Annotated in this window: 20 protein-coding genes; 5 read left to right on the top strand and 15 right to left on the bottom strand. The window is 62.7% G+C overall.

The window, feature by feature from the left end; all coding sequences use genetic code 11:
* Positions 1 to 5: 5 nt before the first annotated feature.
* The 7 genes from ACX80A_RS07510 to dinB form a co-directional block, all read right to left on the bottom strand.
* Positions 6 to 1643: a UDP-N-acetylmuramoyl-L-alanyl-D-glutamate--2,6-diaminopimelate ligase gene (locus tag ACX80A_RS07510; protein WP_459259221.1), complete on the bottom strand. Its 1638-nt coding sequence runs from the start codon at positions 1641 to 1643 to the stop codon at positions 6 to 8.
* Positions 1644 to 1700: 57 nt separating this feature from the next.
* The gene (locus ACX80A_RS07505) at positions 1701 to 3470 is read right to left on the bottom strand and encodes a peptidoglycan D,D-transpeptidase FtsI family protein (protein WP_459259066.1); all 1770 of its coding nucleotides are present in this window, start codon (positions 3468 to 3470) and stop codon (positions 1701 to 1703) included.
* A 45-nt stretch (positions 3471 to 3515) separates the two neighbouring features.
* A complete protein-coding gene (locus ACX80A_RS07500) occupies positions 3516 to 4145 on the bottom strand; it encodes a hypothetical protein (RefSeq protein WP_459259065.1) in 630 nt (209 codons plus the stop codon).
* Positions 4142 to 5152 (bottom strand): 16S rRNA (cytosine(1402)-N(4))-methyltransferase RsmH, encoded by a 1011-nt coding sequence (gene rsmH, locus ACX80A_RS07495; protein WP_459259064.1) that lies wholly within the window; start codon positions 5150 to 5152, stop codon positions 4142 to 4144. Before rsmH ends, ACX80A_RS07500 begins: the two co-directional genes overlap by 4 nt.
* A 200-nt stretch (positions 5153 to 5352) precedes the next feature.
* Positions 5353 to 5784 (bottom strand): division/cell wall cluster transcriptional repressor MraZ, encoded by a 432-nt coding sequence (mraZ, locus tag ACX80A_RS07490; protein WP_459259220.1) that lies wholly within the window; start codon positions 5782 to 5784, stop codon positions 5353 to 5355.
* A gap of 345 nt (positions 5785 to 6129) precedes the next feature.
* The gene (locus tag ACX80A_RS07485; protein ID WP_459259219.1) at positions 6130 to 6510 is read right to left on the bottom strand and encodes a DUF3040 domain-containing protein; all 381 of its coding nucleotides are present in this window, start codon (positions 6508 to 6510) and stop codon (positions 6130 to 6132) included.
* 222 nt (positions 6511 to 6732) lie between these two features.
* Positions 6733 to 7944 (bottom strand): DNA polymerase IV, encoded by a 1212-nt coding sequence (gene dinB / locus ACX80A_RS07480; RefSeq protein WP_459259063.1) that lies wholly within the window; start codon positions 7942 to 7944, stop codon positions 6733 to 6735.
* Positions 7945 to 8052: 108 nt separating this feature from the next.
* Between dinB and ACX80A_RS07475 the strand changes: the two genes are divergently transcribed.
* Positions 8053 to 9177 (top strand): polyprenyl synthetase family protein, encoded by a 1125-nt coding sequence (locus ACX80A_RS07475; protein WP_459259062.1) that lies wholly within the window; start codon positions 8053 to 8055, stop codon positions 9175 to 9177.
* An 11-nt stretch (positions 9178 to 9188) separates the two neighbouring features.
* Here the strand turns inward: ACX80A_RS07475 and ACX80A_RS07470 are convergent, their stop codons facing one another.
* On the bottom strand, positions 9189 to 9542 hold the full coding sequence (locus tag ACX80A_RS07470) for an Rv2175c family DNA-binding protein (RefSeq protein ID WP_459259061.1): 354 nt from the start codon (positions 9540 to 9542) through the stop codon (positions 9189 to 9191).
* A gap of 263 nt (positions 9543 to 9805) precedes the next feature.
* Here ACX80A_RS07470 and ACX80A_RS07465 point away from each other — a divergent pair, with 263 nt between their 5' ends.
* On the top strand, positions 9806 to 11191 hold the full coding sequence (locus tag ACX80A_RS07465) for a lytic transglycosylase (RefSeq protein ID WP_459259060.1): 1386 nt from the start codon (positions 9806 to 9808) through the stop codon (positions 11189 to 11191).
* An 82-nt stretch (positions 11192 to 11273) separates the two neighbouring features.
* Positions 11274 to 13400 (top strand): Stk1 family PASTA domain-containing Ser/Thr kinase, encoded by a 2127-nt coding sequence (locus tag ACX80A_RS07460; protein ID WP_459259059.1) that lies wholly within the window; start codon positions 11274 to 11276, stop codon positions 13398 to 13400.
* 67 nt (positions 13401 to 13467) lie between these two features.
* Here the strand turns inward: ACX80A_RS07460 and ACX80A_RS07455 are convergent, their stop codons facing one another.
* Entirely contained in the window at positions 13468 to 14802 is a 1335-nt protein-coding gene (locus tag ACX80A_RS07455) for a class II 3-deoxy-7-phosphoheptulonate synthase (RefSeq protein WP_459259218.1), read from the bottom strand.
* Between the two features lie 219 nt (positions 14803 to 15021).
* Positions 15022 to 15867 (bottom strand): lysophospholipid acyltransferase family protein, encoded by an 846-nt coding sequence (locus ACX80A_RS07450; protein WP_459259058.1) that lies wholly within the window; start codon positions 15865 to 15867, stop codon positions 15022 to 15024.
* Positions 15868 to 15998: 131 nt separating this feature from the next.
* Between ACX80A_RS07450 and ACX80A_RS07445 the strand changes: the two genes are divergently transcribed.
* Both ACX80A_RS07445 and ACX80A_RS07440 read left to right on the top strand, forming a co-directional pair.
* On the top strand, positions 15999 to 16763 hold the full coding sequence (locus tag ACX80A_RS07445; RefSeq protein ID WP_459259057.1) for an alpha/beta hydrolase: 765 nt from the start codon (positions 15999 to 16001) through the stop codon (positions 16761 to 16763).
* Complete coding sequence (locus ACX80A_RS07440) at positions 16760 to 17236, top strand: hypothetical protein (protein WP_459259056.1); 477 nt, start codon at positions 16760 to 16762, stop codon at positions 17234 to 17236. The genes ACX80A_RS07445 and ACX80A_RS07440 overlap by 4 nt, the downstream gene beginning before the upstream one ends.
* Here ACX80A_RS07440 and ACX80A_RS07435 read toward each other — a convergent pair.
* The 5 genes from ACX80A_RS07435 to ACX80A_RS07415 form a co-directional block, all read right to left on the bottom strand.
* Positions 17130 to 18095 carry an EamA family transporter gene (locus ACX80A_RS07435; RefSeq protein ID WP_459259055.1) on the bottom strand — a complete coding sequence of 322 codons (966 nt, stop codon included), beginning with the start codon at positions 18093 to 18095 and terminating at the stop codon, positions 17130 to 17132. The two genes, ACX80A_RS07440 and ACX80A_RS07435, sit on opposite strands and share 107 nt — an antisense overlap.
* Before the next feature lie 6 nt (positions 18096 to 18101).
* Entirely contained in the window at positions 18102 to 18737 is a 636-nt protein-coding gene (locus ACX80A_RS07430) for a B3/B4 domain-containing protein (protein WP_459259217.1), read from the bottom strand.
* Positions 18738 to 18811: 74 nt separating this feature from the next.
* Complete coding sequence (locus ACX80A_RS07425; protein WP_459259054.1) at positions 18812 to 19408, bottom strand: helix-turn-helix domain-containing protein; 597 nt, start codon at positions 19406 to 19408, stop codon at positions 18812 to 18814.
* Positions 19409 to 19694: 286 nt separating this feature from the next.
* Entirely contained in the window at positions 19695 to 20210 is a 516-nt protein-coding gene (locus ACX80A_RS07420) for a hypothetical protein (RefSeq protein WP_459259053.1), read from the bottom strand.
* 438 nt (positions 20211 to 20648) lie between these two features.
* Positions 20649 to 21109, bottom strand: a 461-nt coding sequence (locus ACX80A_RS07415) for a DUF6318 family protein (protein WP_459259052.1), incomplete at its 5' end; no start/stop codon positions are given.

Below are 21109 nucleotides of genomic sequence, written 5' to 3'. Positions count from 1 at the left end.
ACGGTCTAGGATTCTATCCTGTGGCTGGGATGGACAGAGAATCCGTAGCGTGTCAACGCGCGGGCCAACTCCACCCGGTCGTCGAGGGGCAGGTTGACCCCCTTGACCTCTTGCCAGACCTCATGTCCGCGACCCGCGATCAGGACCGTGTCCGACGGCGCCGCCATAGCGACGGCGCGGTCGATGGCCTCGGCACGGGGGTAGATCTCCAGTACCTCACATGCCAGGGCCTCGGCGTCGCGGGCCCGCCGCGCCCCGACCAGCACCCCTTGCCGGATCACCGCCTCGTCCTCGTCGTGGGGATCGTCATCAGTGACAATCACCACGTCCGCGAGCCGGGCAGCGGTGGCACCCATGACGGGCCGCTTGGTTTGATCCCGCTGTCCGGTGGCGCCGAAGACGACGATCAGCCGGGCACCTTGCGCAGTTGGCTTCACCGATTCGAGGGTGCGAGCCAGCGCGTCCGGGTTGTGGGCAAAATCGACGATTGCGGCGGGGTGTTCGCCGATGAGCTGCATACGGCCCGGCACAGCCGACGAAAACGGGTCCGATTGGTCGGCAGCAGCCTGCACCTCCGCTGCGGGCACCCCTGACGCAAGCACCATGACCGTGGCGAGTGCGGCGTTGGAAATGTTGAACGTGCCCGGCAGACCGGAGTGCAACCTCAGGACCTCCCCCGCGGGGCCGTGGAGGGAGAACCGGTGGCCGAGCCCGTGCCCGGCTACGTCGCGGACCCGCCAGTCGGCTGTGGTGGCTGGTCGCTCGCCACCGGTCGTCCCGCCGTCGTCGTGCTGGACGACATTCGTGCTGAGGGTGACAACCTCGGCGCCTGCAGCCTCGGCCATCTTCAGTCCCCACGGGTCGTCGATGATAATGACCGCCCGCCGGGATCGATCCGGCTGGAAGAGCGCGGCCTTGACCGCGAAGTATTCCTCCATGGTGCCGTGGAGATCCAGATGGTCCTGGGTCAGATTGGTGAATCCCGCCACGTCGAACCGGACGCCGTCGACCCGCCGGTATTCGATGGCATGGGACGACACCTCCATGGCAGCTGTTTGAATGCCGCGTTCACGCATCAGCCCCAGGATGCCGTGCACCTGGGTGGATTCGGGGGTGGTGAGAGCGCTGGCTATGGGCTCGCCGCCGGCGTGGATTTCGATGGTGCCCATCAGCCCTGTGGTCCTGCCCAGTCCGTCGAGCAGCGCGTTGATGAAGTAGGTCGTGGTGGTTTTGCCGTTGGTGCCGGTCACACCAAACAGGGTAGGGCGGTCGGGCCCGGGGGGCTGGCTGTTGAAGATCACCGCTGCGAGTGGGCCCACCAGTTCCCTCAGGCGGGCAGCACAGAACAGTGGCGTGGTGCGTGCGGCGTCGGCAGCTGCGAGCAGGCCCGCCTCGTCGGTGAGCACCGCGACGGCGCCCGCCTTCAAAGCCTGACCGGCGAAAGAGGCGCCGTGTTTGCCTGCGCCGGGGAGGGCAATGTAAAGATCGCCGGCACGGACCAGGCGCGAGTCAATGGCCACTCCAGTCACCTGGGTTCGGGCGCCGTCGTCATGCCCGGGAACCAGTTCGACCGCCGGCAGCCCGGCTGGGAGAGCGCTAAATACCCGGTGCAGCGGGACGGGGGTCACCACAGCGGGCCGCATCCCTGCGTCGGGGTGCGCTGCGGCATCTTCAATTGTTGACACGTGTGCTGCTCCGGGTTAGTACTCGATGGGGTAGGTCTCGGGCTTACCCGTGGAGGGTGCAACATTCCTGGCGTTGAGCACCTGCTCCATGACCTTCTGGAAAGACTCCCCTGGTATCAGATAGTACAGATCCCCCTGCGGACGCTGGAGGGTCACCACCACCACATACTCGGGGTCTTCCATGGGCGCCATGCCGGCGTAGGAAAGGGTGTACCCGTCGTAGCCGCCGGTGGCGCCGGGCGCCTCGGCGGTGCCGGTTTTGGACCCCACCCGGTACTCGTCGAGGGCACCGGAGGCACCCGACCCTTCGACGGTGACGGTCTCGAGCATTTTCTGCAGTTGCGATGAGGTTTCCGGTGACACCACTTCGATGCCCTCATCCTGGGGCACCTTGTGTTCGGTACCGTCGGGGTCAATGTACGCGTCGATCAATCGGGGCTTCAGCCGGACGCCGTCGTTGGCGATCGCCTGGTAGACCATTGCTGTGTGCAGCGCTGTCTGCGCAAGGCCCTGCCCAAAGAGCACCGTGTACTGCTGCCGGTCGTCCCACTCTTCAGGTTGGGCGAGGATGCCGCTGGTTTCACCATTCAGGCCGACGTCGAGTGGCTGGCCGATTCCGAACTTGGTCAGCCAGTCATAACGCTGTTGTTTGCTGAGCTGCTCTCCGACCATGACCGTGCCAGTGTTCATCGACTTGGCGAAAATTCCAGCAACGGTACGACGCTCCTCGCCATGCTCGAACGCGTCCTTGAAGGTCTGGTTGCCGACGGTGTAGGTGTTGGGCAGCAGGAACTCGCTGGCCGGTTCAATGATCCCTTCCTCCAACCCCGCGGCCATGGTGATCAGCTTGGTGGTGGAGCCAGGTTCGAAGGACGAAGTGACCGACAGGGGCTTCCTGAATTCCGGTTCGGTGGCACCTGGGTCGTTGGGGTCCATGGTGGTCGACTCGGCCATCGCAACGATGCCACCGGTGTCCGCTTCGACGACCACGATGTTGCCCCACTGGGCGTTGTACTCCTCCACCTGGGAGGCAATGGTCTGCTGCGCAAACCATTGGAGGTCCTGGTCAATGGTCAGTTTCACCGACTGGCCGTCCTTGGCAGGGACATCCTCGTTGGTGGCGTAGGGAATGCGGATGCCGTCACCGCCGATCTCGAAGGTGCGGCTGCCTGCCTCACCGGTCAGCCGCTCATTCTGGGTAAGTTCAAGTCCTTCGTTTTCCGACCCGACGAAACCGACTATCGATCCGGCGACCGGCCCGGAGGGGTAGGTGCGGAGGCTGACCGGATCCGCATAGACGCCCGGCATCCGCACGGCAAGCGCCGCGTTCTTGATCTCCGGGGTCACCTCACGGGCCACGTAGCCGAATTTCTTGTCGCCGATGATCGCCGCCTCGAGGGTGGCGGCATCCTGGCCGAGGATGCCTGAAAGCTCGGCGATTCCCTCGTCCATGGTGAGCTCTTCGCGGTCGCCGTCGGCGTTGATACGGGCGAATGTATCCCCCTCAGCGAGAGTCTGGTCAACGACGACGTCGAAGCGCTCCACGCTCCGGGCGAGGTAATTTCCCTTGCTGTCGAGAATGTCGCCGCGCATGGGCTGGACCGGGAAGGATTCGAGCCGCTTGTTAAGTCCGGCCTGCGCCATACCGCCGAGGTCGAGCGCCTGCACCTGGAACAGTCGAACGCCAAGGACCAGCAGAAGGATCAGGACGAAAGCGAGCCCCACCCGGAGCCGTTTAGCGCCGAGAGCTACCCGGAATTTGTCGTGCTCAACTGCTGTAGCCACTTCAATATCCTTTGGTGTCTCATCGGTAACCGTTGATCGTGTGCGTTACCCGCCGGTGCCTTGCTGTGGTGCTGGGATCGATCCGCCGTTAAGTTCGATTGCCTGGGGCTGCTCTGCCGGGGTAACCGGCTCCTCGGCTTCTACCGGCGCTTCCCCTGCTCCGGTGTCCTCGGCGGGCGTCTCAGCTGTCGGAGCTTCAGCTGGTAGGGCCGTCGCGCTGGCGGTCGAAACCTCGGGTGCAGCGATGAGCGCCAGTGGGTCGCCGCCCTTCTTTGCGGCCTCGGGAGTTCCAGCAATTTTCATTGAATCTACATCAATAGATCCGAATCCCGGGGAGGCCACCATGCCGAGTTCCCTGGCTTCAGCGGCAAGATTTTGTGGCGCCTGCAGATCCTCCATCTGTTGGGTCAACGCCTGGTTTTCCTGGCTCAAAGCGATCTGCTGGTTACGCAAGTCAACGAGCTCATACTGGCTGCTTGACACCGAGATGTTGAGCATCAAGACCGTGACCAACGCTCCGACGAGCGCGGTCATGCTGAAGACGGCGAAGGGGATGCGGCGCCGGGCTGGTCCGGCTGGAACGAGTGAGAGCGGGGTTCTGATCTGCTGGGAGGACACACCGCCCGTCCGGGGGGTAGCCAGCGGCGCGTAGGTCTCAGCGAGTTGCTGGCTCATGATGCATTCCTGTCTCTGGTGTTTCTGGACACCTTTTTGATTCGTTCCACGGCCCGCAGCCTGGCCGAGGCCGCCCGCGGATTTTCTTCGATTTCCAGCTCAGTAGGGGCTTCCGTGCCCCGGGTGAGTGATTTGAGGTACGGTTTGTGCTCCTCAAGCTCCACCGGGAAGCCGACGGGAGCCGAGGACCGTGTTCCAGCGGTGAAGGCAGTCTTGACGATCTTGTCTTCCAGCGAGTGGTAGGACATGGCCACGGCCCGGCCGCCGACGTTCAGGCAGTCGACCGCGGCTGGGATGGCCCGTTCCAGAACGGTGAGTTCTTCGTTCACTTCGATCCGCAACGCCTGGAACGTCCGCTTGGCTGGGTGGCCACCCGTCCGTGCCGCCGCCGCGGGAACCACGGCGCGAATGACATCGACCAACTGGCCGGTTGAGGTGAAGGGTGTGTCCCGACGGGCAGTGACGATGGCCGAGGAGATCCTGCCGGCGAACTTTTCTTCCCCCCAGGAGCGGATGACTTTGAGGAGTTCAGCTTCGGGGTACCCATTAACGACGTCGGCGGCTGTCTGCCCAGTACTGGTATCCATCCGCATATCGAGGGGAGCGTCATAGGAGTAGGCGAATCCGCGGTCGCGTTCATCCAACTGAAGTGATGAGACTCCGAGATCGAAGAGGACTCCGTCGATAAAATCGATTCCCAAGTCATTGAGCACCTCGGGAATTTCGTCGTAGACGGCGTGAACCAGATCGGTGCGGTCCGAGAAGGCGGCGAGGCGTTCCCCTGCCAGACCGAGGGCTTGCAGGTCCCGGTCAATTCCGACCAGATGAGCCTGCGGAAAACGTTCCAGGAGAAATTCGGAGTGCCCGCCCATACCCAGCGTCGCGTCGACAACTACCGGGGTGCGGCCCGCGGCCGCTGCGGCGAGGAGTGCCGGTTCGAGGAGCGAGATGCAGCGTTCACGCAGTACCGGGACGTGCCGTTCACCGGTAGGGCGATCGTCGCTCATCCATTCGCTCCTTTCTCGGTGCTGGCGGTGATATGTCAGCGCGACTGGGTTTCTTAAGCCAGATCCCCATCCGACCAGGCGCTGTGCCCGCCTGGCTCCGGGGAAGGTGAGCCAGGTGGAACGTGCGCCGGGCGGCTGGAGATCTCGTCCAAGAAGCCGTCGAGCTGGTAATGCCTGATTTCTGGTGGTGCGTGGTGGAGCTAAAAGAACCCGGGAAGCGTTTCCTCGTCCGTTTCGGAGAACACGTTCTCCTTTTCGGCGAGGTAGGTGTTCCAGGCCGAGGCATCCCAGATCTCGGCGCGGCTGCCCGCACCAATCACTGCAAGTTCCCGGTCCAGTCCCGCATAGGTCCGCAGCGCCTGGGGAATGGTGATCCGCCCCTGCTTGTCAGGCACCTCATCGGAGGCCCCTGACAAAAACACCCTGCTGTAGTCACGGGATTGCCGTGATGACAGCGGTGCGGCCCGCATCTGTTCGTGTAGCTGTTCAAACTCGCGCTGACTAAAGACGTAGATGCACCGTTCCTGGCCCCTGGTTAGCACCAACCCCTGGGAAAGTTCCTCCCGGAACTTCGCGGGGAGGATCAACCTGCCCTTTTCATCGAGACGTGGCAGATGAGTTCCGAGGAACATCTGCCACCGCCAATCCGATCCGGAAAGCACCTTGCGGCACCACTACGCTCTTATAACCACCACTTTACTCCACATCCCTCCCCCGTCAATCCATTTTGAGCTTCTGAGCGGATCAATTTCCTGGCAGTTTCCTGTACTGGTGCGGGTGGGGAGCGGTGGTGCGAAGTGGAGGGGTCTGACTGCGATGGACTTCCCACACCGTCCGATTCGTGCCGGCGGGCGGTCAAATAACCGGTTAAATGCCGATAGGCCCGCTTCTGCGGGCCTATCGGCTGAGCTTTAGATGAAGTTTTGGGCGATGTGGATGGAAGTGGAGGGGCCGAGCAGAACTGCTACCCGGTAGGGCTAGGGCTGATCCCGTTTGCGTTCATCCCACTTTTCCTCGAGCGTGCTGAGGAATCCTCCGCTTCGATTGACCGGAGCGGCCTTGGCCGTTCCTCGCGGTATGGACGTTGACTCGCTCTCCTTTGGCCGGGTGGTGGCGTAGTACACTCCCGCACCCATCACCAGGAAACCTGCCACCCCCACCAGGATTATCTGGTTGGCGACGCCGAGCAGGAGCACCAGAATGCCGGCGACGGCCATCAGCGCACCGATGACAATCCGGCGCGTTGATAGAGATCGCTGGGTACTCGATGCCATCGAGCTGGCGAACTTTGGATCGTCGGCGTGCAGCTGCTGTTCCAGCTGATCAAGCAGCCTCTGCTCGTGTTCCGAGAGTGCCATCACTGCCTCCATGCTGATAATAATTCCTGGTCCCTCACCCCAACCAACGAGCACCTGACGCATCCGGTTCCCCGACACGGTTTGCGCTGTGTGCGGGCCTGCAGCGACCTGCATTCCTGATTGAAATTAGCCTTTGCACTAAGGATAGATCGCAATGCCCGCAAGGGAAAGCCACCAGCCTTTGGGCCGAATGCACTGCTGCTAACGGAGGCGGGCAGTGATTCAGGGCGCAGTATCCGAGGGACGGCGGAAGAGTTGGGCTGGCTGGATGGCGGACTTGCCGAACTTTCGATTGACTTGGTCGAGCGCCGACTCGGCGAGGCGCCAGTTCTCATCCCGGCGGTCAATTGTGAGTTGATGTCCGAGGCCTGATGACGGTTCCAATTGATCGGCTCGCACCCCCACCAGCCGTACGCTCATCGGCCGTTCCCCGATGGAAGCCAACAGAGCGGTCGCTGCAGCGTAGATGGCGTTGGCGCTATCGGTGGGTTCGCCCAGCCGCTTGGTTCTCGTGAGAGTCGAAAAATCTGCGTAGCGTAGCTTGATTGCCACTCCACCACAGTGCAGCTGGACCGATCGTAACCGTGCCGCGGTTCGGTGGGACAGCCGCAGTATTTCGGTGTGCAGGGTTGAATCGTCGCTGACGTCTTCGGCGAAGGTCTCCTCCGCCCCGATGGTTTTCTCCTGACGTGCGACGGTTACGGGCCGCGGATCCCTTCCCCAGGCAAGATCGTAGACATGTTGCCCGGTCACACCCAGCAGCTTGCGCAGTGAGGACACGGGAGTCTGTGCGAGATCTTCAACAGAGCGGATTCCCAGCCGCGCCAGCACCTCCTGAGTTTTGGCGCCGACGCCCCAGAGGGCCGACACGGGCAGGGTATGCAGATAGGCGACGGTTTCTTCGCCGGGAATCACCAGCAGTCCGTTGGGTTTGGATCGGGTTGATGCGATTTTGGCTACGAACTTGGTGGTCGCCGCCCCGACGCTCGCGGTGATCCCCAGCTCCCGGCGGATGCTGGTTCGGATCAACTCACCGATGTCACGCGGCCCGCCCAATCTGCGCATTGACCCAGCAACATCGAGGAACGCTTCGTCGACGCTGAGCTGTTCGACGAATGGGGTGATCGTCCCAAAGATCGACATCACATCGCGTGAGACCACCGAGTACTTCTCGTGGTGGGGTTCGAGTACCGCGCCCTGGGGGCATAACCTCAGCGCCGCGGACATCGGCATCGCCGACCGCACACCAAACCGTCGCGCCTCATAGGAAGCTGAGAGGACAACTGAACGCCCGCTGGGAGATCCGACGATGACCGGCATGCCGATCAGGTCGGGTCGATCCAACAGTTCGACAGCCACATAGAAGGCGTCCATGTCCACGTGGAGGATGGTGCACTCCGCGTGCGGGAGATTTGCTTTGGGCCCAACAATCACAATCCAATCGTAGCCAGTTAGTAGGATGGAAAGACCCAGAGATCACCGTGGCCGGCGCAATGCCCGGCGCACCCACGTGGACTGCCGTCCGCGCTTCGAGGAGAGCACATGACCGACCAAAACCTGTTCGTCGAGGATGACTCCGTTGTCCGTTTGGTAGCAAGCGAGCAGGCAGCGTACCGGGATGATGTGACGGACGGACTCGACCGGTTCCTCGCCCGCCAGCGGACCATTTTGGGTGGAATTGCCGACGATGCGCTCGAGCCCGCTGCCGCCATCACCCGGTTGACGGCAGGGGGCAAAAGGCTACGCGCCTTGCTATGTTATTGGGGCTTTAGGGGGGCGGGTGGCCACGCCGGAGCCAGCGAGCCGATTCAGGCCGGGGTTGCGCTTGAACTATTTCAGGCGGCGGCGCTGATTCACGACGACGTCATTGACCGCTCCGACACCCGGCGGGGCTCCCCCAGTGTGCATCGCCAGTTCGGTGCGTTGCACGAGCTGAACCGGTGGCACCTCAGCCCCGACCGGTTCGGCGTCTCCGCTGCCGTGCTAACCGGCGATATGTGCCTCTCCTTTAGCGAGGAACAATTCTCGGACATCGGGGCGAGCGCCGCTTCAGGAACCCCTGCCCGGGCGATCTTCAACAGGATGCGCACCGAGGTGATGGCGGGCCAGTATCTTGATCTTCTGGAGGAGGCAGTGGGGCCGGACCGGACGCCAGCTGACGCCGCCGAACGCGCTCGTCAAATTGTCCGGTTCAAATCGGCCAAGTATTCGATCGAGCATCCGCTGGGACTGGGTGGCGCTCTGGCTGGCGCCGACACCCGGTTGCTGGACGGCTACGCGGCGTTTTCACTACCGCTGGGAGAAGCCTTCCAGCTCCGTGATGACGTGCTCGGGGTTTTTGGCGACCCCGCGGTCACCGGCAAACCTGCCGGGGACGACCTGCGTGAAGGTAAACGCACCCTTCTGATTGCGCAGGCGCTGCAGGACGGCAGCGCCGAGGACCGGACGCTGATCAACTGCACGCTGGGACAGGCAGATCTCGACGACGAGGGAATCGCCCGCCTCCGGGAGGTGATCTCCTCGTCGGGAGCGCTGCAGGCAGTGGAAGACCTGATCGCCCGACATTCTGAAGCAGCCGCGCAGTCCCTGGAGCGCCTGGACATCGATGACGTGTGCCGATCGGCCATCGCAGGATTGGCGACAGCGGCGGTCAGGCGGTCAACCTGAAGCCGGCACGATTACCAGGCGGCAGCCTGCGCGCGGCGACGAATTTCGGTTTTACGGCCTTCACGGAGGGCATCGATGGGACGGCCTGGGAGGGAATCGTCAGGGGTGAATAGCCACCTGACAATGTCCTCATCGCTGTAACCTGAGTCGGCGAGGACAATGATGGTGCCCTTCAGGCTATCCACCACGGCACCTTCTGAAATGAACTCCGCCGGGACGCTCCTGACATTGCGTTCAGTGCTGCGAAGCGCAATCAGCGACTTCTCATCGAGCAGGCCGTGCACCTTGGTGATGGGCACATCCAGTTCCAGCGCCACCTCCGGAAGGTTCAGCCAGGCGGGCACAAGTTCTTCAAGTTCATTCACCCCCTAAGGGTGCCAGAAGTAGGCCCGTCACTCCACTCCATGAATCGACACGCCGACGCGCCATTAGCCGGCCCGGAGGTGACTATTGTGCTAAGCGACTTTTAGTGTAGATTCACATGAGTCACACCAGTAACAGTAACAACATCAGACTCTCGCGCACCATCAGATGTTTTTGAAAGAGGTCCCCGACGGTATTACCCGTCGGGTCTCCATTCGGCCATCGGCGCGGCCCGTTCCGTTGACCATAGATGAGGATTTAGACCATGACTGCCCAGCGTTCGTCATCGCCGCTGCTCGGATCCCAGACACGTGCCCACGGCACGCGCCTGCCCAGCCGTTTCACTATTGCGGTATCCACCGCCGCTATTCCCGCGGTGCTGCTCTCCGCCGTCGCACTCGCGCAGCCAGCCGCTGCCGCACCGGCGGCGGTGAAATCGCTTTACACCCCCCGGCTCGCCCCGGCGGTGACCGTCCCAGCGGGACTGACCATCCCGACCAGCACTGTCGCGGCCCGGATCCCGAGCTTCCTCGCACCCGCCCAAAGCTCGCCGAAGACCTACACAGTTCAGGTGGGCGACACCATCAGCGGCATCGCGATGAAGCACGGACTGGAAACGGGTGCAGTACTCAAGGCCAATGCCCTGGGCGCTAGCTCGATCATTTACCCCGGCCAGAAGATCAAGCTTGCCGGTGCTTCCGCCAGCGAAACCGCCGTCGAGCCCGCAACCGACACGCCGTCGTCCTCCGGTTCCTCGTACACGGTCAAAGCCGGCGACACACTCAGCGCCATCGCCGCCAACAACGGCGTGAGCCTCGGAACCGTACTCAAAGCCAATTCCCTGTCGATGACCTCGATCATTCACCCGGGACAGAAGATCAAGCTGGGCGGGTCCGCGGACGTCTCGGTAGCGTCAACAGAGATCACCCCGGCAGCGCCCAAGCCCGCAGCACCTGCATCCGACGGCGGTTCCTACACCATCAAGGGAGGCGACACCCTCGGCGCCATCGCCGCTCAACACAAGGTGAGTCTGAGCGCCCTCCTGAAGGCCAATAACCTCACCGCGACGACAATGATCCACCCGGGCGGCAAGCTGACCTTTCCCGGTAAGGCGACCCCGGTGGCCGACGCCGCACCAGCAGTTGACGACGAGGCGCCAGCGGATCTGGTGCCCTCCACCTTCCTGCACTACACCTACCCGCAGCATGTGGTGTCGGAAGCGAACCGCAACAAGCACCTTCTGAACTCGCTGCCGGTCCCCGGCAACGACGCCATGAAGTCGATCGTCGCTGACACCGCCCGATCCATGGGCGTTGACCCAAGCCTTGCCCTTGCGGTCTCCTACCAGGAGTCAGGCTTCAACCAGCGGGCCGTGTCTCCCGCCAACGCCATCGGCGCCATGCAGGTAATTCCCATGTCAGGCGAATGGGCTTCAGACCTGGTGGGCCGACCGTTGAATCTGCTGGATCCCTATGACAACGCCACCGCCGGCGTCGCAATCCTGCAGTCGCTGATCCGTACCAGCGACACCCTTGACGAGGCCATCGCTTCCTACTACCAGGGCCAGTATTCGGTGACCACCCACGGGATGTTCAGCGATACCAAGGACTACGTCGCCGCGATCACCGCGCATCAGGCAACGTTCCGGTAGTAACACTGGGAAGGACCCGTGAATAGGGGTGGAATCGGGTGTCGGTTCCACCCCTATTCATGACTGCACTTAGGATCAAAGGGTGCAGGAACGGCAGAATGACCCACTGGTTGGCTCGCTAGTAGACGGGCGCTATCGTGTTCTGTCGCGCCTGGCCCGGGGTGGTATGTCAACGGTCTATCGGGCGACCGACCAGCGACTCGATCGGGATGTCGCCCTGAAAATCCTCTACCCCCATCTGGCCGAGGACTCCAGCTTCCTTGACCGCTTCGAACGGGAAGCCAAGTCGGCGGCGCGCCTATCCCACCCCCACGTGGTGGGCGTCCTGGACCAGGGCGTGGAGGAATCCTCCGACCGCTCTCTGGCGTACCTGGTCATGGAATACGTGCCAGGGAGGACCCTCCGGGATCTACTGCGGGAAAAAGGCCGGCTGACCCCCCGCCTCGCGCTGGCCATGATGGATCCAGTGGTCGAAGGCCTTGGTGCCGCCCACGACGTCGGACTGGTGCACCGGGACGTCAAACCCGAGAATGTGCTTCTGGCCAGCAACGGCCGCATCAAAATCGCCGACTTTGGCCTGGCGCGGGCAGCGTCCACCACGACCACCACGGGAACCCTGATCGGCACCGTCGCCTATCTCTCCCCCGAACTGGTGACCGGCGGCGGTGCAGACGCCCGCAGCGACATCTACTCGGCCGGCATTGTCCTGTTTGAGCTCCTGACCGGCAAGCAGCCTTTCACCGGCGATATCCCGATCCGGGTTGCGCTCCAGCACGCCAATTCGACTGTCCCCGCGCCCTCGACCCTGGTCCCCGGGCTCGCAGCAGACATTGATGAGCTGGTCCAGTGGTGCACCTCGGTGGACCCGGAGGATCGTCCGGTCGACGGCAATGCCCTGCTTGGGGAACTCAGGCATATCCGCACCACCCTGACTGATGAGGAACTGGACTTTGAACTGCCCGGTGGACACGGCGGGGCCGGGAGCGCTGACGATCAGACGGGCGTTATCCCTCCGGTCATGGACGGCACCAAGGTGCTTGGAACGATGCGCGGCGGGTCCCCGACCGAGGTGATCACTTCCTCGTCTGGGCCCCGGTCCACCGAGGCGATCCGGGCCGACCAGTCAATGACCTCCGTCATTGCCGACGACGTCCAGCACACCCGAGCCATGCGAAACCTTCCGCTGACGCAGGTTGAGCCGGTGCCCGAATCTGACCCGCGGACCCGTGACAAACAGGCACGCAAGGAGTTCAAGGTTTACCAGAAGCGGCAGGCGAGGGCCGCCCAGCGGCCCGAGAAATCACTACATCCCGGTCACCGGGGGCGTCGCAACGCGATCCTGGTGGTGGTGCTGTTACTCCTTGCCGGTTTGGCGGCGGGCGTTGGCTGGTTCTTCGGCGTTGGGCCGGGCGCCCTGGCGACGGTGCCCGACGTCGTCAACCGCTCAGTGGATCAGGCGGAGCTGCTGCTGGCACAGAACGGCTTCGATGCGCCGCGCACCGAAGAGGAGTTTCATGATCAGGTGGCATCGGGGCTGGTGATCCGCAGCGAGCCCGCCGCACAGACCGAACTTCGCCGCTACGAATCGGTGGAACTGTTTGTCTCTAAGGGACCTGAGCTGTTCGCGGTCCCCAGCATTGTTGGTCGTGGTGAAGCCGCCGCCGCTGAGCAGCTGGTAAGCGGTGAACTGGCGGTCGGGGATATTACCCGCGAGTACAGCGCCGACGTCGAGGACGGACTGGTCATCAGCCAGGCGCCCGCGGCCGGAGCGCAGACACCGCGGGGTACAGCGGTAAACCTGGTGATCTCGCAGGGCGCTGAGCCCCTCGACGTTCCTGTGGTGACGGGTCAGACCCGTGACGACGCCGTCGCCACCATCGAGGACGCCGGCCTTGTCGCCGCCGTCGCACCGGAGGGAGAGAACAATCCCGACATTCCGGCGGGCGCCGTCGTCGGACAGAGTCCTTCGGGCGGGCAGCTGACCCGGGGTGACACTGTGACGCTGACGCTGTCTCTGGGCCCACGTCTGGTGGAGGTGCCCAACGTCTTCTCCGAACGGGAAGAAGTGGCCGTGGCCGAGCTGGAGGCTGCTGGATTCACGGTGGTGGTGGATTACACCTTCGGCGATTCGGTTCTTGGTCTGGTTGCAGGTCAGGACCTTACCGGTGAGCAGCCGGAAGGCTCGACGGTCACGATCACCGTCACCTAGCCAGTTCTCACTTCAAACACAACTGAGGCGAAGCGGATATTTCCGCTTCGCCTCAGTTGTGTTTAACCTATCGCTTGGAGAGCGCTCCAGCGACCAGGAATGCCATCTCAAGGGACTGCATGTGGTTCAGGCGCGGGTCACAGACCGATTCGTAGCGTTCCAGGAAGGCTTCCTGGTCCACGGGATCGGCTCCGCCCAGGCACTCGGCGACGTCGTCGCCGGTCATCTCCACGTGCAGACCGCCCGGGAAGGTACCTAGCGAATTGTGGACCTCGAAGAAGCCGCGGACCTCGTCCATGACGTCGTCGAAGTTGCGGGTCTTATAGCCGTTGGGCGAGGTGACCGTGTTGCCGTGCATCGGGTCAGATACCCACAACACCTGGGCACCGGAGTCGGTGACCTTCTGGACCAGTCGGGGCAGTTTCTCGCGGATGTTCCCGGCGCCCATCCGCGTAATGAACGTCAAGCGCCCCGGCTCGCGGTTCGGATCCAGCTTGTCAATGAGGGCGAGGGCGTCGTCGGGCGAGGTACCGGGGCCCAGCTTCACACCGATTGGGTTCCGCACGCGGGAGAGGAAGTCGATGTGGGCGCTGTCAATGTCCCGGGTGCGCTCCCCGATCCAGAGGAAGTGGGCCGATGTGTCATACGGCAGCCCGGTACGCGAGTCCGTGCGCGTGAGCGCCCGCTCGTAGTCGAGCAGGAGCGCTTCGTGGCTGGCGAAGAACTCAACCCGTTTGAGCGCCTCGAAGTCTGTGCCGCAGGCATCCATGAACCGGACGGCGCGGTCAATTTCGCCGGCCAGCGACTCGTAGCGTGAGTGGGCGGGGTTGGCGGTGAAGCCCTTGTTCCAGTGGTGGACGAGGCGTAAGTCAGCGAAGCCGCCCTGGGTGAACGCACGGATCAGGTTCAGCGTCGATGCCGACGTGTGGTAGGCCTTGACCATCCGGGAGGCGTCATGGCCCCGCGATTCGGGGGTGAACTCGTAGCCATTGACCATGTCACCGCGGTAGGCCGGCAGGGTTACGCCGTCACGTGTCTCGTCGTTCGAGGAGCGGGGCTTGGCGAACTGCCCGGCCATCCGGCCCATTTTGATGACAGGCAGCGATGCACCGTAGGTCAGGACCACTGCCATCTGCAAGATGGTCCGCACGCGCGCGCTGATCCGGTCGGCGGTGGCGCCTTCGAAGGTTTCGGCGCAGTCGCCACCCTGCAGCAGGAACGCCTTGCCCTGCGCGGCCGCGGCCAGGCGGTCGCGTAGTACGTCGACCTCTCCGGCGAAAACGAGAGGGGGAAGGGTGGAAAGCTCCTTCACGGAAGCCGAATACACGCTGTTGTCCTGCCAGGTGGGCTGCTGCGAAATGGGCAACTGACGCCAGTTGTCCAGCATCGAGTTTGCCTGCAGGCTGGCTTGCTGAGCTGGGGGGACAGTGGATTCGGTGGGTGCAAAGATGTCAGTCACCCGTTAAGCCTAATGGGTCGGCATCGAAGGCGCCGACGAGGCCGTCACGCAGCCGAGCCATACGTCACATTGTGCCGCCCGCCACCATCGGTGCTGGTTCGCGAAACGTTCGGTGGGTAAACCGTCGGGAAGCCTTCGGTGGGTGATCCTTGCCGGGCTGACCTAGCGTTTCCTGGTCAGCCACCCCGGCAGTTTGATGCTCGAGAGCCGGCCGAGTAGCGACTTGTTCTCGGTGCCGCTTGACGTTGGCAGTGCGTTTGGTGTCGCCGCAGCGTTTGGCTTCGCCGCGTTGACGGTTTTGCCGTGAGTTTTTTTGTCGGATGACTTGGCTGCGGCGAGTTTCTCCTTGACGCTGCTGGCGTACACGTCGACGTATTCCTGGCCGGAGAGTCTCATCAGTTCGTACATGATCTCGTCGGTGACCGACCGCTGCACAAACCGGTCCTCGGCCAACCCCTTGTAGCGGGTGAAATCGAGGGGTTCGCCAACGATGATGCCAATCCGACGAATGTTAGGGATGCGCCGGCCAATGGGCTGCACCTTGTCAGTCCCGATCATGGCCACTGGAATCACCGGGACCCCGGTGGCAAGCACCAGCTTGGCGACCCCGGTTTTCCCCCGGTACAGCCGCCCATCGGGGCTGCGTGTTCCCTCGGGATAGATCCCCAGAATGCCGCCCGCGTTGAGCACTGCCTCGCCGGCGCTGAGCGAACTGGACGACGCTGCCCCGCCCGAGCGGTCCATCGGCAGCTGGTTGGAGAGTCTGAAGAACGATGCGGTGAGCTTGCCCTTGATCCCCTGGCCGGTGAAGTATTCGGACTTGGCCAGGAAGATCACCGGCCGGGGTACCGCGATGGGTAGGAAAATCGAGTCGGAGAAAGAAAGGTGGTTGCTGACCAAAACCGCCGGCCCATCGACCGGGACGTTGTCCATCCCTTTTACCCACGGCCGGAACAGGAGACCCAGAATTGGACCCACGATGATCCGCTTCATGAACCAATAAAACACGCTGACAGCCTTCCTAGACCCGAACGGATCACGGCGGACTACCCCACTGTGGATCGCGCTTTTCCTTGAGAGACTACTCTAAGGCGCGGACCTGCTGGTAAGGCGTCGGTGGCAGGTGGCACGATGGGGCTATGACATCCAGTGCTGGTCCCGCCGCCTTCTCGTCCGATGGTTTCGGGGAGACTGCGCGCATCGGCGTCGTGATGAGCCATGGGTTCACCGGGTCCCCCGTGAGTCTGTTGGAGTGGGCACAATATCTCGCCGATCAAGGGTACGCTGTGCGTCTTCCGCTCCTTGACGGGCACGGCACCACCTGGCAGGAGCTCGCCCGTACTCCTTGGCAGCGCTGGTATGCCAGCTATGAGGCGAGCTACCAGGGCCTGGCGCAGTCAACCGAGGTGATCGTTGCGGCGGGATTGTCGATGGGTGGAACCCTTGCGCTGCGGTTGGCGGCGTTGCACCCGGTGGCGGGCGTCGTCGTCGTCAATCCGGGGCTGACGATCGCAGACCCGCGCGCACGCTACGCAGGTCTGTTGAAATACTTCATGAAATCGGTCCCGGCAATCGCCAACAATATTAAGAAGGAAGGGCTGGACGAGGGCGCCTATGCACGTACCCCCGTCGCAGCAGTGGGCCAACTCTACCGATTGTTCAGGGAAACGGTTGAGCGGCTACCGTCGGTGACTGCTCCAACCCTGGTCTTTCGCTCCTCAGTGGACCCGGTGGTGCCGGAGAGCAGTCTTGAGGTCCTGCAGCAGCGGATTGGCTCAGCGGTCCTGGAGATTGTCCGTTTGGAGAACAGCTATCATGTTGCGACGATGGACCATGACGCGCAGTTGATTTTTGAACGCTCAGCGCAATTCATCCAGCACGTGACGGCAGGTACCAGCGCATGACATCCCGAGGACAGGAACCCAACGAGTCCACCGACGATGCCGTATGGCAGGATCTGGTGGCACGGCTGGAACAAACCCCTAACGCACCCGAATCCGGAAGTGCGGCGGCGCCTGAGCAGACCGCCGAGGTGGAGATGTCCGATCAGGACCGTGTCCGGGCCTTATTCGAGAATCAGCCCCGCCGCTCCCCCGGTGGACCGCGAGACTACACGCCTGAAGAGACCGGCGATGAGGACGAGGGCTATTACCCGCCCGAGCCTCCGGCGCTGGGAACGGGCGAACCGCTGCTGGTTCTGGCCTGGTTCGGCGCCGTCGGCGGGCCCATTACCTTGCTGCTCCTGGCCATGTTCTGGCGAGCCGCACCCCTCACAGTGATGCTGGGGGTACTGGCGATTTTCCTCGTGTCAGTGATTTTCCTGATCCTCCGGCTGCCCAAGACCCGCGATCACGGCGATAACGGCGCTGAGGTTTAGCGGTTCGGTTGTTGCCTGCCGGTCGGATACCGTCCCGTTGGGATGCCGCACCGGCCAGCACCACCAGGACAATCCCGATGATCTGCAGTACGCCTAACTGCTGCTTGAGGATGAGCAGTCCCAGCAGCACGCCGATTGCCGGCTCGAGCGCCATCAGCGTCCCAAACGCGGTGTGGGTCATCCGCCGCAAGGCGAGCATCTCTAGAGCGAAGGGCAGCACGGGCAGCAGCACCGCCAGGCCCAGCGATGTTGCCAGGACCCCCGGGGTGATCTGACCTAGCGCCTGCGGGATCCCTACGATCGCCGCCGTCACCGCCGCGATCGGTATGGTGAGAGAGAGTGCGCCGATTCCGGTAAACCGGTCGCCGATGCGCTGGGTGAGAAGAATGTACACCGCCCAACCGACGGCCGCCATCGCCGCAAAACCCACCCCGGCAAGATTGACCGTCCCTTCCCAGGGTTCGGTCAGCAGCACTACACCCAGGAGCGCGACAGCGGGCCAGACCAGGGCCCGTTTCCGGTGGCTTCGGGCGGCTGCGACGGTCAACGGTCCGAGGAATTCGATGGCGACCGCGGTGCCCAGGTGAATGTGTTCGATCGCGGTGAGGAACCCGATGGTCATGACGCCGGTCGCGACGCCGAGACCGAGGATCGTCGGCACGTCCTGACGGCGGATCGAGCGTAGCGGCGGCCGGACCAGCACGAGCAGGATGAGCGCACCCATGCTCAGCCGGAGCCAGGCCGTTCCGCCAGGTCCGACGACGTCAATGAGATCCATTGAGAGGGCGGAGCCTAGTTGCACTGAAAACATCGCGGTGATCGCCAGTCCCCACGGAGGGACATCTGTTTTTCGGGTCATGGCCTATTACGAATCGGCCCGCAGGAGGCGACTGGCAATCTTGATGTCCGGTCCCAGCTGTTTAAGGTGGAGGGCGAGGGCATTCGCCCCACGCTGCAGGGCATCGTCGGTCATCGGCTCCAGTGCGTCCAGGATGAACAACGCCGTCGTCGTGTTGTCGCCGAGCTGTGTTCGCCGGCCCTGACGCCAGTTCCAGCGTCGGCAGGTCACTCCGGCGTCGTCGCACCAGACCACTTCTCCTGGCTCCGGGTGTTCGACCATTTCGGTTCCACCGGCCGCGGTATCGAACGGCTCATCCCCGATCGCGCGGATCAGTCGTGGTGCTCCGATGTAACCGGCCAGGTCTTCACCGCCTAGCGGAACCTGGTGCAGGACTGAGATCGCGTTGTACAGGTCCGTCAGCCGGTTGACGCGCGGCAGCCCTGCGACGGCACGACGCAGCAGACCCTCCAAGCTGTTGCGTGTGCGCTGCGGTTTGGCGCCAAAACCCCGATAGGCGTCGCGCCAGGCTGCAACATGAGGGAGCTGTTCCACCGGGATTTCGTCGAGGAGTTGGCGAGCCTCTGCCTCGGCGGCTTGCAGCAACGTTTCACTTCGGTGATCGCTGGGGCCGGGAATCAGTCCGTCGACGGCGATTAACATGGCACGATAATCCGGGCGGAGCTGGAACACTTGAGCATCAATGCTGCTGGAGTCCACGAGGTGCTGAATCTTGTTCACGGCCTGCCCCCATGCCTGAGTCCAACGCCGGGTTCAAAGACCGCCAAGGTAAACCTCGCTGATTCGCCAGCTGTCGCCGCGTAGGAGTGGGCCGTGTCCCCGGGGAACGACAGCGAGTCCCCGGGCCCAAGCACTATCGACTGGTCCCCTGTGTCCACAGTGATTGACCCTTGCTGCACCTGAAGGAGTTCCTTGGTTCCGACGGAATGGGCTTCGCTCTTGTGGCGGTCCCCCGGGGCCATTGTCCAATCCCAGAGTTCGACAACGTCCGGCGACTCAGTGCCTGCCACCAAAACTCCACGGCCACCGGCCTCGGAACTCCAGAGGGTTGCTCCCTCGCCGTTGCGGGTGACAGTGACCGGCTTTGGTGTGGGCGATTCCACCAGGGCTGGGAGCCCGACGCCGAGGGCATCGCTAATCCGCAGCAGCGTTCCAACGCTAGGGTTGGTGGCGCCCTGCTCCACATTGATCAACAACCGACGACTCACTCCGGCCGTGTTCGCCAGCTGATCGAGGGTCAGTGAGCGAGACTGCCTCTCCAGTTTGACCCGTCGACCAATTGCTGCCGCCAGAGCAGTTGTACTGTCATCCATGAGTGCAGCATACTGCACCTCGAGTGCATTCTGGAAGGGTTTCAGGTTTGCTTCAGGCCTAACCGCTTTCGGGCCGGACTTTTGAGCAGCTCTGGTGAGTGCCTCGGAGCAATCCCCAAACATTTGCACAGCACTGGCGGGTCGACGCCGGGCGCACCCACCACACGTGCGCAAAGATTCGACGGCTGCTCGGCCCACTGTCGCCTCATCCACCGCAGCTGCACAATTGTTAACCTGAACCCTCGAGGGGGGGCCCACCCCTGGACAGGGCCTCGCAGGAGTTGGGTTAGCAGCCGATTCCGGCGGGATTCTCCAGACACGTCTCCGCGACACTGTGACGTTCGCTGCGCCAAATACTCATCACATGCGGCTCGGACGGGACCCTCGCCAGCCCAGCAACCGGTAACCACGATCCCCCATCCACCGAATAATCCCCAGCGAACAAGGTATCCAACCCCACCAAATAATCCCCCGTCTCCGTGAACACATGACTGGTCGGCGTCTCAACATTGAACCCATCACCCGGTAGAGCTGACCCCGCGTCAGTAGTCACCAGAACCGACCCATCACCATACGACCACTCATACGACACCGGCCACGCCCTCAACCGGATCCGCGCATCCTCGAACACGAACGTGAACTCCTGTTCCCCCGCCACCGCATACAAATTACTGTGAGCATTCCGCACCCCAAAATGATCCGGCTGCGAAAACACCCCAGCAGCAACAATCGGCTGACTCTCAAACTCAACCAACGACACCACAATCGGCGCCTCCTCCAACGCCCCACCCGTCGGAGCCACCGGCGGCAAACCCGGATACAAACACCCACTCCGACCCGTCGCCGTCCGAACCGGCGGACTCACATTCCGATCCACCTCAATCCACTGCACCAACACCCCACCCTCACGCGCAGCACACTGAGCATTCAACTCCACGCAATACGCCGGATCCATATAATCCTGCACCCCAGCAGTACACACCCGCTCATACGCATAATCGACCCCATCATCCGACGGAAGATTGGCAAGTTGTCCAGGTGGGGGCGAATCGCTGTTCGCGGCCTCTCGACCGTCTGCACCCGATTTTGTTACTCCAGTAGCCTCAAACGAATTTTTGTCGACCTGAACGCCATATGCAGCTTCGTCTTCCGCGCTATATGCGGGGAACGCCGATGTTCCCACAGCCGCGATCAATGCCACGAGGCTGGCACTGGATACCCGGACATACGAGCGGCCCATTTAGGTTCCCTCAGGCTTTCCGTAATCAAGCATCAGCCAACGATCGTTCTCGTGAAGAGCAATCACCACATCGAACACGGGCTCTGTCATTGGATCAGTACCCAATTCGCTACCGTCGGAATCGAAATAGGTGACCTCACTCTGTCGCTTCTGGACAAACGAACTAATTGACCCCGACGTGTTCAGTTCGAACTTGCTCGAGAAGCTCATCACCTCAATCTCGGCACCTTTGAGCCAGCTACCATCGCCGTACACTCGCTGCACTTCTTCCTTGATTGCTACGCAAGTATCACACCCGGGATCCGTCACTGCTTCGAGCGGCCCCCAATCATTGGTGATATATGCGTAGTTGAGGAGTTCGAACCAGTATTCGGTGAACGCTTCCAAACCTTCGACCGTGTTTTCATCCGCTAAAGCTGGTTTTTCCGGTAGGGGGATGTTCGCGGCCGGGCCGTTCGAGG

This window comes from Arthrobacter sp. TMN-50, from assembly GCF_054511125.1.
The sequence above is the reverse complement of the archived record's forward strand: the minus strand, read 5'-3'. Positions and strand labels throughout refer to the sequence as shown.